This window comes from Lysinibacillus sp. NPDC047702, assembly GCF_050272555.1.
GTDB lineage: Bacteria > Bacillota > Bacilli > Bacillales_A > Planococcaceae > Lysinibacillus.
Window position 1 is genome coordinate 17179 of record NZ_JBNNMG010000014.1, and the last position, 14584, is coordinate 31762.

General features: G+C 35.9%; 13 protein-coding genes. 5 read left to right on the plus strand and 8 right to left on the minus strand.

All coding sequences use genetic code 11. The annotated features are described in order from the left end of the window. Positions 1-160: 160 nt before the first annotated feature. The 3 genes from ACQKIM_RS09525 to ACQKIM_RS09535 all read right to left on the minus strand — a co-directional run bounded on the left by ACQKIM_RS09525 (position 161) and on the right by ACQKIM_RS09535 (position 3283). Positions 161-463, minus strand: coding sequence for an NIPSNAP family protein (locus tag ACQKIM_RS09525; protein WP_427542504.1), 303 nt, complete (start codon positions 461-463; stop codon positions 161-163). 719 nt (positions 464-1182) lie between these two features. Next, on the minus strand, positions 1183-1818 hold the full coding sequence (locus ACQKIM_RS09530) for a hypothetical protein (RefSeq protein WP_427542506.1): 636 nt from the start codon (positions 1816-1818) through the stop codon (positions 1183-1185). Positions 1819-2101: 283 nt separating this feature from the next. Beyond that, positions 2102-3283, minus strand: coding sequence for an MFS transporter (locus ACQKIM_RS09535; protein ID WP_427542509.1), 1182 nt, complete (start codon positions 3281-3283; stop codon positions 2102-2104). A gap of 370 nt (positions 3284-3653) precedes the next feature. Between ACQKIM_RS09535 and ACQKIM_RS09540 the strand changes: the two genes are divergently transcribed. Then, positions 3654-3839, plus strand: coding sequence for an SE1561 family protein (locus tag ACQKIM_RS09540; RefSeq protein ID WP_427542512.1), 186 nt, complete (start codon positions 3654-3656; stop codon positions 3837-3839). A gap of 87 nt (positions 3840-3926) precedes the next feature. Here the strand turns inward: ACQKIM_RS09540 and ACQKIM_RS09545 are convergent, their stop codons facing one another. After that, complete coding sequence (locus ACQKIM_RS09545; RefSeq protein WP_427542515.1) at positions 3927-4724, minus strand: YwqG family protein; 798 nt, start codon at positions 4722-4724, stop codon at positions 3927-3929. A gap of 1048 nt (positions 4725-5772) precedes the next feature. Between ACQKIM_RS09545 and ACQKIM_RS09550 the strand changes: the two genes are divergently transcribed. Both ACQKIM_RS09550 and ACQKIM_RS09555 read left to right on the plus strand, forming a co-directional pair. Further along, on the plus strand, positions 5773-7308 hold the full coding sequence (locus ACQKIM_RS09550) for a fumarate hydratase (RefSeq protein WP_427542518.1): 1536 nt from the start codon (positions 5773-5775) through the stop codon (positions 7306-7308). Positions 7309-7637: 329 nt separating this feature from the next. Continuing rightward, positions 7638-9542 carry a heavy metal translocating P-type ATPase gene (locus ACQKIM_RS09555; protein WP_427542521.1) on the plus strand — a complete coding sequence of 635 codons (1905 nt, stop codon included), beginning with the start codon at positions 7638-7640 and terminating at the stop codon, positions 9540-9542. 47 nt (positions 9543-9589) lie between these two features. Here the strand turns inward: ACQKIM_RS09555 and ACQKIM_RS09560 are convergent, their stop codons facing one another. Then, the gene (locus ACQKIM_RS09560) at positions 9590-10531 is read right to left on the minus strand and encodes a YihY/virulence factor BrkB family protein (RefSeq protein ID WP_427542524.1); all 942 of its coding nucleotides are present in this window, start codon (positions 10529-10531) and stop codon (positions 9590-9592) included. 24 nt (positions 10532-10555) lie between these two features. After that, complete coding sequence (locus ACQKIM_RS09565; RefSeq protein WP_427542527.1) at positions 10556-10882, minus strand: YtxH domain-containing protein; 327 nt, start codon at positions 10880-10882, stop codon at positions 10556-10558. Between the two features lie 304 nt (positions 10883-11186). Here ACQKIM_RS09565 and ACQKIM_RS09570 point away from each other — a divergent pair, with 304 nt between their 5' ends. Beyond that, positions 11187-11408 (plus strand): DUF1128 domain-containing protein, encoded by a 222-nt coding sequence (locus tag ACQKIM_RS09570; RefSeq protein WP_283869628.1) that lies wholly within the window; start codon positions 11187-11189, stop codon positions 11406-11408. A gap of 57 nt (positions 11409-11465) precedes the next feature. Here the strand turns inward: ACQKIM_RS09570 and motB are convergent, their stop codons facing one another. Together motB and motA are read right to left on the minus strand one after the other, a co-directional pair. Next, positions 11466-12239 carry a flagellar motor protein MotB gene (gene motB / locus ACQKIM_RS09575; RefSeq protein WP_427542531.1) on the minus strand — a complete coding sequence of 258 codons (774 nt, stop codon included), beginning with the start codon at positions 12237-12239 and terminating at the stop codon, positions 11466-11468. After that, complete coding sequence (gene motA / locus ACQKIM_RS09580) at positions 12223-13026, minus strand: flagellar motor stator protein MotA (RefSeq protein WP_427542534.1); 804 nt, start codon at positions 13024-13026, stop codon at positions 12223-12225. Before motA ends, motB begins: the two co-directional genes overlap by 17 nt. Before the next feature lie 194 nt (positions 13027-13220). On the opposite strand from motA, the gene ACQKIM_RS09585 reads away from it, so the two are divergent. Then, positions 13221-14456 (plus strand): aminopeptidase, encoded by a 1236-nt coding sequence (locus ACQKIM_RS09585; RefSeq protein WP_427542536.1) that lies wholly within the window; start codon positions 13221-13223, stop codon positions 14454-14456. The last annotated feature ends 128 nt before the right edge of the window (positions 14457-14584 follow it).

Below are 14584 nucleotides of genomic sequence, written 5' to 3' on the forward strand. Positions count from 1 at the left end.
CTACACTCCCTTTTTCAAGAACAAACGTACGCATTTTATCAAGTGGTAATTCTGAGCAAAAAAAAGACCAGGTGCTCATTTTTAAAATGCCCCTGGTACATTCTATTTCGAAACTTTATTTAATTTTGGGGTCACGTCAGATTTATGCGGATTTACAACGTTAAAAAATAGGTCGCATAAAACTTCTTTCATAACTTAAAATGCATTTATTATCTTCTGCAAACTTGAATGCAGCTTGACATTCTTCATCTAATGCCATTTTATCTCGGTACTCTTCATATGCTGCTAAACTTGGAAAAGTGAATAAGGCATAAGCAATATTATTAGCCCCCTCATGCGGAAGGAAATAACCATGATGTGTTCCACCCAGTTTATTTACAAGAGGAATCCACATTTTACCGTATTCTTCAAACTCTTTTGCTTTATAAGGGTCAATAATATATTTCAAATAACAAGTAACCATATTATGCCTCCTAAACATTTTTTTGAATTATATCACATACTTTAACTCCTTTGCACCGAGAATTGTAGTATAAATCGTTACCAAAGTGTCGTTTTGGAAGAATATTTACTTAACGTTGTAAATCCACATTTTTCTGAAGCTACCCTATTTTGTGTAAAGCATGTTCTATTTCTTCCAATTTCATGGAAAAATATTTTGTATAGGTTTAAATCGATCTATTTTGCTTCTGACGTAATGATGTAACTACCACAGTTTTAAAGCTTTAACCACGCTTCATTCACCCTAATATTTACCATTATCCTTTTAATTATAAATATACCAAAAATATAAATAGAAAATGCCCAAGTACTCAATTCAGGTGGAATGTGTGGCAAAGCTTGTGTTGAAAAATAAGTAAAAAGGACGTCTCAGAAGTTAGAGACGTCCTTTTTTTGATGCACAGCTCAAGCTGCCTGGTGGATGATGGATGGTCCAGAAAAATCAACACCTTAACCAATAACCCAGGATTTAAAAGATTTTTATGCGTTAAATTTTTATCTTTGATTAAAAAAAACTTTGAAACGTGAACTTTGTGCTTTTAATTTTAACCTTTGAACTTTTATTTTAGATTGTTTAAAGTTCCTTTGTAATAAGACATGTTTAAGGTTTTAACTCGCACACATGCCTTGAAGCGCGAGCGATTTTTCGTTTTCCATTTTCGCTAGACCATGCATATTTCATTAAGCTTGCACTTCAATAAATGTCGTGGCATTTGATTCTGATAACACAGCGTCTACCTCTGACTCAAATTCCTCAATTCTACTACTTAATGCTTCAATTTTCTTTTTAACATTCATCGGATCAATTAACTCGAATTCGTTTCTTTTCATAAATGTCTCAGTATGTAATTTAACCTCTTCTGGAGATTGTTTATCTTTATTACCTAAAATATTGATTAAATATGTTTCAAGCTTTGCAGGCAACGCATCATTTTCTTTAGCTACCATATTGATTGCTGAACGGTATTGCTGCTGCATAGCTTCTAATAATTTCTTTTCAAAATGAATGGACTGTTTGCGTTCTATTGCCTCTGCGACAGTCATTTCTTCTTTCCCTACAGTCACCGTTGTTCTAGCATTGGATTCTACAACTAACGATTTAATACGGTTGCGATAGTCAATTAAACCGACTACTTTATCGTATGAGGATTGCATCTGTTTTTCATATTCTTGAATCTCAACACCATTAATTTTGCTATTACTTTTACGATTAGCTAAAACTGTACTAACTTCATTTGTTGCTGCTTCTATACGATGATTGAGCATCTTTAATTCTGTTAATGCACGGTGAATGGATAACTTTTTATATTCAGTCATGTTTTATTCTCCCCATAATTTGTAATCTAAACGCAATGTTCTTCTATTATATCCAGTTAGCTATTTAAAGTACAAATATTACCTATAATAATAGTATTTGATTTTATGATTCCTTATCTGTATAATATCAAACTAGGTGCCAAACCTAAGTGATAGGGACGGAACATCCTTATCACGCAAAAAACGCCAATACAGCACGGATTTGCTGGGCGTTTTTTGTTTTATGAGCGGGAAGATGAGCCCCGCTCTTTTTCTTTGAAAGTTTCCTCTTCCTGATTTTTACCTACATTGTCGCGGATTGTTTATTTTTATTTCCACCAAATAGCATTAACACGATTGATACCACAAGTAATAGCATTGAAACTAATAATAAGAAGCTATAATTTTTTACATATTCTATATACACCCCGCCAAGAAACGGTCCTGTTAAACTTCCAATACTTAGAGCAATACCACACAATAGATTTCCAGTTGGCAGTAATTCCTTCGGTGTTAAATCAGCCATATATGTGATTCCTAATGAAAACATTGAGCCTACCAATGTACCTGTAAAGAAAAATGCGATGGCTACTGCAATTTGTGAATGCTCTAAAAAGCTAGCAATTGCAAAAATAATAGCTCCGCCAAAAGAACCTATCATCAATACCTTTCGACGCCCAACTTTATCTCCTATCGCTCCAAGAGGCACCTGTGTTAAAATTCCTCCGAAAGTAAAGACAGATAAAATAATAGGAATCATTCCAACCTCAAAACCTTTACGTAAAGCATAGACTGGAAATAAAGCATTTAAAGACGATTCTAAAAACCCATAAACAAATGGACCTAAAAACGCAATCCACCCAAAAATAAAGGCCATTTTATAACGCTGCCAGCCTCTTGCATGTAAATCACCCGTTAAACGCTCAGGCTTTTCATTTTTCAATAAAAATACAAACGACCATGCCAATAAGCACAGAATCGAGGAGACTATAAACGGCAATGCTTCTGTAATTTGAATAAGCTTTACCATTAACGGTCCTACTGCAAAACCTGTACTAAAGGATAAGCCGTAAATGGCCATACCCTTCCCTAAGCTTTTATGATCTGCTGTGCTAGTAATCCACGTTTGTGTCGCATAGTGTAATGCATGATCCCCTACCCCAATGAGTAAACGAAGAATAAACCAAAAGGTCACACTTTTCCATAGAGGAAATGCGAGAAGAGATACAAACACTAATGCCCCACCTATTAAAATAATTGGTTTATAGCCCCATTTTCTTAAAGGTTGCTCAATAAACGGGGAGATTAATAAAGTTCCTATGTATAAACCTGTTGCATTCAATCCATTCAATGCAGAGGATACACCATCCCGCTCGAAAATAATTGAAATTAGTGGTAATAGCATCCCTTGTGAAAAGCCGGAAATTGATACAATTAACACTAGAATGGCAAATCTTTTTTTGCTGTAATCTGAGAAGTACGTCATCTTTTCCTCCAACATCAAGTCATTCTTCCAAAGAACAGCATACCAAAAAGCCTTAGCGCTCACCACATGTGATTTTACGCTAAGGCTTAACGAATACTTATTTTCATTTAATTGTATAAACACGAATTTCAGCATTTACTTTCGCCGAGAACTTGTTTAAACTCCCTCCTTTTCGAGTTAGAGTTCGTAAGATTTTTGATAATCAGCTCCTTTACGATTTCTTAATACAACTTTAACACAGGTAATCAATATTGTAAATATTCTGTCTATTGTTTTTTAAAAATTAATCGTTAAGTCCTAGGTGTTTACCTAAACATTGAAATTTAGACCTAATTCAGCTACGATAAAGGTGATGAAATGAGGTGTACGAATGTCTAAGCCAATTACTGATAAAAAGCAGCAAGTAAATTACTTAAGAGAACGTCTTGAAATATTTTTAGAAGTATTAGATGCAATTGATCCTGAAACAACTGAATTAGAGGACATTGATCGTTTAATAGAAATGATGGATGATTTAGAAGACAAAATGGAGCAGTTTAACGCTCGTGAACAATAGTTGAAAAAGAGTTTGGGCAAAAAGCGCGAAAAATCAACGTTTGATTCCTCGCGCTTTTTAAGATTTTGATCAGTTTTGCTAGCCTGTCTAATGACAGTCCCAGTTATACAAAACCTTACTAAAATCCTTGTTTTGAAGCTCTTCCTCAGTAATGAAAAAATTCGCTACACCACAATCGCCCCACATTATATGGTCACCGACACTATCAATTTGTAGTAGCAAAACAGTAGATTGTTGGTGATCCCCGTATGCTCTTGGATCATCCTGTGTAAAAAATGGATAGCCGCCAATTTTATGACCATCACCTGATAATGCTTCGTAAAAAGCATCCTCTAGAGCATCATCTTCCATATTATCTAAAATGCTTGCATAATGATCATTACTTCTAAAATCATCTATTGATAAAGGTTCATATGATGCCTCAAAGGACAACGCCATCTCCTTCTCAACAGGAAAATACATTTCATCCTTTTCCGCTTCAATAAACGAAAAATCTTGAATTAATTGTGATGCATCATCAACGATACGTTCATGATAAAGAACACGAAACCCCTTTTGGTTTTGAGCATTACCAAAGTCCAATCCGAATACATCGTCAAAGGAATCAATATAAAACTGTATAATCCCCTCTTCAGGGAATTTTGATAAATGATTAGGTACTTCTTTAAAATTAATTTGCGCTAGTAATTTTAATGGTTGTCCAGATGAATTTTTAGGATACTCCATTGACAATGGAAAATATGGATCACCAGCAAACTTACTTTCAAATAACGATGTTTTCCGCACTGTTGTTTCAATATTTATAACCGACTGTAATGTTTCCTCTATAGTTTTTCGGTATACTTCAAATGCTTCAGGTAACATAAGAACGCTCTTTTCAGACATATTATTCCCTCCTAAAGTAGATTTACCCTCATTATAGAACAAACGTTCCTTTTTATCAATGATTTCCAAAGGAAAAGTATTCTAGGTTGGATGCATATAAATAACCTGCTTCATATAGTTGGGATTTTATTAGAGGCTCGGATTTTTTGACCAAGCTCTTTGGGTTTAGGATCACCTTCGTCCTTTTTTTGATCAGGTTATTAAGGTTTTTGATCACCTTCACGCTCTTTTTGATCAGGTCCTATACTTTTTGATCACCTTTACACTCTTTTTGATCAGGTCCTACAGGTTTTTGATCGCCTTTACACTCTTTTTGATCAGGTTCTACACTTTTTTGATCACCTTTATCCTCTTTTTGATCAGGTCCTTTAGGTTTTTGATCGCCTTTACACTCTTTTTGATCAGGTCCTACACTTTTTTGATCACCTTTACCCTCTTTTTGATCAGGTCCTACACTTTTTTGATCGCCTTTACACTCTTTTTGATCAGGTTCTACACTTTTTGATCACCTTCACACTTTTTTCGATCAGGTCCTACACTTTTTTGATCACCTTCACGCTCTTTTTGATCAAGTCCTACGCTTTTTTGATCACCTTCACACTCTTTTTGATCAGGTTCTACACTTTTTGATCACCTTTACACTCTTTTTGATCAGGTCCTACACTTTTTGATCACCTTCACACTCTTTTTGATCAGGTTCTACACTTTTTGATCACCTTCACACTTTTTTCGATCAGGTCCTACGCTTTTTTGATCACCTTCACACTCTTTTTGATCAGGTCCTACACTTTTTGATCACCTTTACCCTCTTTTTGATCAGGTCCTACACTTTTTTGATCACCTTTACACTCTTTTTAATCAGGTCCTACACTTTTTTAATCACCTTCATACTCTTTTCAATTAGATGCTATCACCTTTTACCTTTCAATAATTTGGAAGAACACCCTTTAATTCCGACCTCCAAAAGATGGGCTCTTTTTTTCAGTAGTTGAAAAGAGTATAATGTAACGTGGAAATAATTAAATTTTCTATGGGGGGCAATACAAAAATGAATGTACAAACTTTGGAGAAAAGTCTATACAATTTAATTACTGAAACATCTACGAACCTACCGAAAGACGTGCGTCGTGCTATTAAAAAAGCAAAAGATGCTGAAAATGCTGGCACGCGTGCTGCAATGAGCTTAGACACAATTGCAAATAATATTGTTATGGCAGAAGATAATGTATCACCTATCTGTCAAGATACAGGTCTGCCAACATTTAAAGTCTACACTCCTGTAGGCGTTAATCAATTAGAAATTAAGGCTGCTATCAAAAAAGCAATCAACGATACATCAGCTGATGCAAAATTACGTCCTAATGCAGTTGATTCATTAACTGGTGCAAATAGTGGTAATAACCTTGGAGAAGGTTTACCTGTTATTAAATTTGAACAATGGGAAAATGACTATATTACGATTAAATTAATTCTTAAAGGTGGCGGCTGTGAAAACAAAAATATCCAATACAGCCTACCTTGTGAACTAGATGGTCTTGGCCGTGCTGGTCGTGACTTAGATGGTATTCGTAAATGTATCCTGCACTCTGTATACCAAGCTCAAGGTCAAGGCTGTTCAGCTGGCTTCATCGGTGTAGGAATTGGTGGAGATCGCTCTTCTGGTTACGACTTAGCGAAAGAACAATTATTCCGTCATGTGGAAGATACAAATCCAAATGCAGATCTTGCTAAATTAGAAGAATATGTAGTAAAAACAGCTAACACATTTGGTATTGGCACAATGGGCTTTGGTGGAGAAGCAACATTACTTGGCTGTAAAATCGGGGTTATGCACCGTATTCCTGCATCATTCTACGTATCAGTAGCTTATAACTGTTGGGCTTATCGTCGTATGGCTGTGGACATTGACCCACAAACTGGAGAAATCACTAATTGGCACTATCAAGAAGGCGAAAAAATTACATTTAAAGATGAAGTTGCCGCAACGACAGAAGATACGACTACAGATGTAGTTGAACTTACTGCACCGATTACAGAGGAGCAAATCCGTACTCTAAAAGTTGGAGATGTTGTATCTATTACTGGTCGTATGTATACAGGCCGTGATGCGATTCACCATCATTTAATGAGCCATGATGCACCTGTTGATTTAAATGGACAGGTTATTTATCACTGTGGTCCTGTTATGGCTAAAGACGAAGAAGGCAACTGGACAGTAAAAGCTGCTGGTCCAACTACTTCTATTCGTGAGGAGCCATATCAAGGTGACATCATGAAAAAATTCGGTATCCGTGCTGTTATTGGTAAGGGTGGTATGGGACCAAAAACACTTGCTGCATTACAAGAGCATGGTGGCGTATACTTAAACGCTATCGGTGGAGCAGCTCAATACTACGCTGACTGCATTAAAGGTGTAGACGGTGTTGATTTAATGGAATTTGGTGTACCAGAAGCAATGTGGCACTTAAATGTAGAGAAATTCACAGCTGTAGTCACAATGGACTCTCATGGTAACTCTTTACATGCCGATGTAGATAAATCATCTTTAGAAAAACTAGCTATGCACGCAGAAAGAGTATTCTAATAATTAAGTAAAGCATCCGCTATGTAAAAAATAACATCATATATTTTCTGAGTGCAGTATTACTAATTTTACTGCACCAATTTGAAAGGCACAGAATATTCCTAGTGAATGGACTGTGCTTTTTGTATGTTTAAAAACTTCACATCATTATTATTGCCCCTCGGAAATCCATCTTAAAAAACTTTTGGCTTTCTTTTTCCAGAAACCTTTGTTATAATAATTCTAAATTAAAAAGAAGTTAAATGAAATTGTTTTTCATTTAAAAACTTCACAAAAACATTATATTATAAGGTTTTTGATATTGATTTTCATTATCAGGAGGGATAAAGTTGGAATATTCTAATCGAGAAAATATAAATTTAATTGAGAAAATAAAAGAGCATGCTGAATTACTTGCTGCCCTTATTGCAGGCTTGTTTATCCTACTAGCATGGCGTTTAGATACTAGCGGGCAAACTACAGCATCAGTACTTTTATATATTGTTGCATTTTGTGTTGGCGGATTTGCTAAAGCAAAAGAAGGTATTGAAGAAACAATCGAAGATAAGAAATTAAATGTTGAATTACTAATGGTGTTAGCAGCAATTGGTTCAGCAGCAATTGGTTATTGGACTGAAGGCGCCATTCTTATTTTCATTTTCGCAGTAAGTGGTGCTCTCGAAACATATGCAATGAATAAAAGTAATCGTGAAATATCAGCACTTATGAATTTACAACCTGAGGAGGCTTGGCTAGTACGCGGTGGCTTTGAACCAATGAAGGTTGCCGTTTCTACTTTACAAATCGGAGATCATCTACTTGTAAAACCTGGTGAACGTGTACCAGCGGACGGTATCATATTTAAAGGGCAATCTTCTATTGACGAATCAGCTATTAGTGGCGAACCTCTTCCAGTGGCAAAACGTAATGGTGATGAAGTATTTGCAGGTACAGTTAACTTAAATGGTGCGATTACCATGGAAATGACAAAGCCAAATTCAGAAACATTGTTCCAAAAAATTATTCAGCTTGTACAAAGTGCTCAAAGTGAGAAATCTCCTTCTCAACAGTTTATTGAAAAATTTGAGGGTACTTACGTAAAGTTCGTTTTACTCAGTGTTGCGTTAATGATGTTCCTACCACACTTTTTGCTTGAGTGGGACTGGACAACAACGTTCTACCGTGCAATGGTACTATTAGTAGTTGCATCACCATGTGCTCTTGTAGCATCTATTATGCCTGCTACTTTAGCAGCTATTTCAAATGGTGCCAAAAACGGCATACTATTTAAAGGCGGCTTACATTTAGAGCATTTAAGTGTATTACGTGCAATAGCAGTCGATAAAACAGGCACATTAACACAGGGAAAACCAGTTGTGACTGACTTTATTGTTCGTAAAGGAATAGATAGAGAAGCAGCATTGTCTATCCTAGCAGGGATTGAATCGCAATCAAATCATCCGCTAGCACAAGCAATCACTTCCTTTGCTAAAGCTGAGGAAGTAACTGTTTTTTCTCAGGTCACTATTAAAGATATTCCAGGTTGGGGTATAAAGGGTTACGTAAATGATATGGAGTATCTTGTTGGGAAACCTGATTTTGTGGGGGCAGAAGAGGCTAATTCCTTCGCAGATAGTGCTGCAGCAAAATTAGCAACAGAGGGTAAAACCGTTATTTTCATTCGTGATAAAGACGGTATTGTCGCATTAACAGCCCTTAAGGATACTGTTCGTGATGAGGCAAAGAAAGCTGTCACATTACTTAAAGAGCTTGGTATTAATGTTATCATGCTAACAGGAGACAACGAGAAAACTGCCAAGGCTATTGCTAAAGAATCGGGTGTTACAGAATACGTTGCAGAATGTCTTCCTGAAACAAAAGTTACTGAGATGAAACGACTACTTTCGCAACATCAATTTGTAGGAATGGTTGGAGATGGGATTAATGATGCGCCAGCATTAGCAACAGCAACTACTGGTATCGCAATGGGAGAAGGCACGGATGTAGCCTTGGAAACTGCAGATGTTGTCCTTATGAAAAACGATTTATCAAAAATTGCCTATGCAGTACGCTTATCACGTAAAATGCAACGTATCGTCAAACAAAACATCTTCTTCTCTATTGGTATTATCGTATTATTAATTGCCTCAAACTTTCTACAAGTTGTCGATTTACCATTAGGTGTAATTGGACATGAGGGTAGTACTATTTTAGTTATTCTAAATGGCTTACGCATGCTTAATAAAAATATTTAAACAAACAGCCTCGTATCACAAAAAGTGATCATGAGGCTGTTTTATTTCTAGCTATCCATTAGTGTATTTTGTTTAAGATCTTCCTTTTGTAAAGCCTTTTTCTGCATCGTCGCATTGAGAACGCCGCCAAAAATTAAAATAATACCTGTGAAATATAACCAGAGCATTAAAATAATAACTCCACCAATACTTCCATATGTAGCAGAATAATTTGCAAAATTACTAATATAAAACGAGAAAGCATACGTTACAGCTAACCAAGCAAAGGTTGAAAACAGAGCTCCCGGCCAAACGCCCATTAACTTCAATCTTGGATTTGTATTTGGAACAAATCTATAAATCGCCATTAATACAAGAAAAATTAATAGTGGCGGCATCGACCAGCGTAACCTCTGCCATATTATTTCAAACTGCTCCTCAATACCGACAATGGAAAACAAGAAATGACCAATTTGTTGTCCAAATACAGGTAATAAAAGTGCAACAGCAAATACTAAAACAAGGGCTATAGTGAAAACAAGAGACAATCCTCGATCCAATATACCCGCCCTACTCTCCTTCGTATCATAAGCCTTATTTAAGGCTCTAATTAATGCATTAATGCCTTTTGATGCAGACCATATTGTACCCAATACCCCAATGGACAATAAACTACTATTACGATTATTTAAAATTTCGTTTAATGTATTCTCGATAAGTCTATATACTTCATCTGGCATGACATTTACTAAAAACGAATAGACCTGCGTCGTCTCTAAATTTAAATACGGTAGTAAAGTGACTAAAAAAATCAGTAGTGGGAAGAAAGATAGTAAAAAGAAATAAGCCAACTGGGCAGCAAGAGCCGATATATCAACCCGTTGTAAGCGTAGTATTAAATCTTGCAGAAAGCCTTTTGAGGTCGTTACATCTACAGTACCCTCATCAGGCATAACAAATGATTTCACCACACCAAATGCTGTATGCATGGATGTTTTATTCTTTTCCATACAATTCCCCTCCTATCGGACAAACTATTCTTTATGAGGTAGAGAAAAGGCTGATTTTGTATCATTTATCATTTCCTGAATCGTGGAAGGGAGTTCTTTGAATTCATCCACTTTTTCAGCAATTGTGTTGACATTTTCTGATACACTTTCACAAAGTACTTTAGCTGCCAATACTTTTTCCTCAACTAGAACCTGTAATTCATCACGATTAGTCGCATAATACGAAATCGCATCCTTCATCTTTTGTGTTGAAGCTATTGTTTTTTCGCGAGTAGTACGATCAAGCATACTTAAAGCAGCACCAACTACAGCGCCTGTTACAACAGAAATTAATAATTTACTTTGACCCATAATAAAAACCCCCTGCGTTTGTGTAAATGTATATTCCCTAAAATTTTATCATTAAACAATAAACGAGCTCATTACCATTACTTAGGATTGATTTTTCGTTCCCACTACAAAGAAGTATTCAGAATATTTTTTATACACGTTGTACATTTAACCTAAATTTTGATAATGAGCCAATAACGACTTACTGCCCTTATTCTACCCAATAACAGTCTATTTTTAAAGCAATGCCCAAATACAGTGTTGACATTTTTTTTATTCAATGAAATGATATGTGCGAGGATGACGAAAGGAAGGTTTCAAAAAAATGGATTTATCAGTACCGTCAAAAGAGAACGTTATTTATATGGTTGACCAAATGAAAGACAAGCTACGAATGGTAAATGTTGATGCCATGAAATCGGAAAATTTTGATGAAGCAAATTATGAAGACTTAGTTTATTTATACGAAATGGTGATGAAACGAGAATCATTTAGCCCAAGTGAGATGCAGGCCATTGTTGCAGAATTAGGGTCATTACGCAAATAATAATTATTAGAGAAAAAGCTATTAGCAGGGGCAAAAGCCTTTGCTAATAGCTTTTTTCTATTGTGTACTTTTTGCTTCTGAACCATCCTCAGTAACAAATGGTAATATTAATACTTCAACTCGGCGGTTTTTCGCACGCCCTTCTGCAGTATCGTTTGGCGCGATAGCACGGTTTTCGCCGTAGCCTTTAAAACTGAAGTTTATAGGATCTAACTTCGAATTGCTAATCAATAAAATATTAAGGAAGTTTATTGCTCGCATTCCCGATAATTCAAAGTTAGACGAGAAGGCAGGTCCAGCTGGAACATTATCAGTATGACCAGTAATAACTATATTACGAGCAGGATCCGATACTAATACGTCCGCAAGCTCCTTCGCAATTGTTTTATATTCTGGTTTAATGGTTGCTTTACCTGAATCGAATAGAATACTATCACGAATTGTTACTAGTAAACCTTCATCTGTCATTTCTGTTGCAAATTGACCTTCCATCTCATGAACAGCAATAAAATTTTCAACACTCTCTTTAATTTCTGCTAGCTCCTGCTGATCCTTTAAATAGGCTGAATTTTGCTGTGATTGTTGTGGCGTTTTATCACTTTCTGCATTCGGAGTTTGTACTGGCGAAGGCTGCTCTAAAAAGCTTGTGCCACCATCGAATACTTGATTAAAAACCGCTGACATTCTTTGCAATTTCTCTTGATCTACGGAACTAGATGCAAATAGTATAATAAACACAGCTAATAGCAATGTTAAAATATCTGCATATGGTACTAGCCAGGACTCATCAATATGCTCATCATGCTTTTTTTTCTTAGCTTTCTTTGCCAAGGCCACCCGCCCCGCTTTCACCCGAAATTTGACGACGTTCTTCCATCGTTAAATAAGAAGCTAGTTTTTGTTCAATAACACGTGGAGCCTCCCCTTCTAAAACCGAAAGAATCCCCTCAATCATCATTCTTTTTTGCTTAACTTCTATAGCAGATTTACGTTTAAGCTTATTTGCAAATGGATGCCATAAAACATAACCTGTAAAGATACCTAATAATGTTGCCATGAAGGCAGCGGAAATAGCGTGCCCCAATTTTTCGATATCATTCATATCTGCTAATGCGGCAATTAACCCTACTACCGCACCAAGTACCCCTAAAGTCGGAGCATATGTACCTGCTTGAGTAAAGATTGCGGAACCACTAGCATGACGATCTTCCATTGCCTCAACCTCTTCCGTTAAAACATCACGGATATAGTCAGCATTTTGTCCATCAATCGCTAATGTAAGACCATTTTTCAAAAATGGATCTTCAATTTCTGAAGCCTTACTTTCAAGTGCTAGTAATCCTTCACGTCGAGCTAAATCTGCCCATTGTGAAAACATCTTAATAATTTCTATATCATCCGCTAATTTAGTTTCTTTAAAAAGAATTTTAAATAGCTTTGGTACTCGCTTCAATTCCTTCATAGGGAAGGCGATTGTTACAGCGGAAATAGTACCGAAGATGATAATTAGAATGGCTGCTGGGTTATAAAATGCACCTAAGCTTACTCCTTTTAGCACCATCCCTGTTAATAGCGCTATAAACGCAAGTATTAACCCTACAATCGACGATATATCCATTCTAGAACCTCCAAATCTACTATTAATGTTTTTTTCGTCTTTTTTCCATATTTTTAAATATATTATATAGTATAAATGTATTTCACTAATTTTTCGATGTAATAAATGCTTTTTATTCACTTTAAGGTCATATTTGATTATATTGAATTAAGAATAGTACACTAAATTGTTTTTATTAGGAAGGAGTTAAGAATTTGTTATTATCTTTTGACACAAAATTACTAAAATATGCCGAATTAGCTGTGAAAGTAGGAGTAAATATCCAAAAAAAACAGTACCTCTATATAAGCTGTTCGACCGATAATTTAAAACTAGCACAAATTATTACTAAATTATCCTATGAAAATGGTGCAAAACAGGTATTTGTAGATTTATCTGACGATGAACTTGTACGTACTCGATACGAAAAAGCCCCAAAAGACTCATTTGATTTTTTCCCACCGTGGAAGGTACAGGAGCGCGAATGGCTTGCTGAGAATGGGGCTGCCTTTTTAAGCATTACTTCGCAAAATCCTGATTTACTAAAGGGCATTGAGCAGGAAAAAATTATGGCTTTCCAAAAAGCCTCAGGAAAAGCATTAGCTAATTATTATAGTTGGTTACAGGCAGATAAATTCAGTTGGACAGTTATTGCCGCTCCATCAGAACAATGGGCAGCAAAGGTATTTCCAAATTTGCCAGAAGATCAACAAATGAATGCTTTATGGGAAGCTATATTTGAGGCTACACGTATAAATCTCGAAAATCCAGTTGCTGCTTGGCTAGAGCATGACCAGCAATTACATAGCAAAGCTGATTATTTAACTAGCAAACAATATAAAGCGTTGCACTATTTGGCACCTGGCACAGATTTGACGATTGAATTACCGTCAAAACATATATGGACTGGCGGAAGTAGCGCAAACGTACAAGGGCAAACATTTATGGCTAATATGCCGACTGAAGAAATCTTTACCGCACCACTTAAAACAGGTGTTAACGGCTATGTATCAAGCACTAAGCCTTTGAGCTATGGTGGAAATATTATTAATAATTTCAAGCTAACATTTAAGGATGGTCGAATTGTTGATATAGTAGCTGAGCAAGGACAAGAAATTTTAACCTCTCTAATCGAAACAGATGAGGGGGCACATTATCTTGGTGAAATAGCATTAGTTGCACACAAATCACCTATTTCGCAATCTGGTTTATTATTTTACAATACATTATTCGATGAAAATGCCTCTAATCATTTAGCTCTAGGTAATGCCTATGCCTTTTGCATTGAAGGTGGCAAAGAGATGTCCTCTGAAGAACTACTTGCAAAGGGACTGAATCATAGTTTGACACATGTGGACTTTATGATTGGTTCTGAGCAAATGAATATAGACGGCATTACAAAAGATGACCAAACAGAACCTATTTTCCGCAATGGGAATTGGGCAATTTAAATAATTCATTCCTACTAATTTTCTTCTAGGTAAGGTATGTTATTGATGTCATAAATTATCCTTAGATTTTCCTAGTAACCTATTGTATAATTAATTTAGATAATATACTTGATTATTTTTAGTAAGGA

What these genes read in the sequence shown, in the direction of transcription:
- ACQKIM_RS09525 (WP_427542504.1), bottom strand. Translation starts at nt 463, where the DNA reads ATGGTTACTTGTTATTTGAAATATATTATTGACCCTTATAAAGCAAAA.
- ACQKIM_RS09530 (WP_427542506.1), bottom strand. Translation starts at nt 1,818, where the DNA reads ATGACTGAATATAAAAAGTTATCCATTCACCGTGCATTAACAGAATTA.
- ACQKIM_RS09535 (WP_427542509.1), bottom strand. Translation starts at nt 3,283, where the DNA reads ATGACGTACTTCTCAGATTACAGCAAAAAAAGATTTGCCATTCTAGTG.
- ACQKIM_RS09540 (WP_427542512.1), top strand. Translation starts at nt 3,654, where the DNA reads ATGTCTAAGCCAATTACTGATAAAAAGCAGCAAGTAAATTACTTAAGA.
- ACQKIM_RS09545 (WP_427542515.1), bottom strand. Translation starts at nt 4,724, where the DNA reads ATGTCTGAAAAGAGCGTTCTTATGTTACCTGAAGCATTTGAAGTATAC.
- ACQKIM_RS09550 (WP_427542518.1), top strand. Translation starts at nt 5,773, where the DNA reads ATGAATGTACAAACTTTGGAGAAAAGTCTATACAATTTAATTACTGAA.
- ACQKIM_RS09560 (WP_427542524.1), bottom strand. Translation starts at nt 10,531, where the DNA reads ATGGAAAAGAATAAAACATCCATGCATACAGCATTTGGTGTGGTGAAA.
- ACQKIM_RS09565 (WP_427542527.1), bottom strand. Translation starts at nt 10,882, where the DNA reads ATGGGTCAAAGTAAATTATTAATTTCTGTTGTAACAGGCGCTGTAGTT.
- ACQKIM_RS09570 (WP_283869628.1), top strand. Translation starts at nt 11,187, where the DNA reads ATGGATTTATCAGTACCGTCAAAAGAGAACGTTATTTATATGGTTGAC.
- motA (WP_427542534.1), bottom strand. Translation starts at nt 13,026, where the DNA reads ATGGATATATCGTCGATTGTAGGGTTAATACTTGCGTTTATAGCGCTA.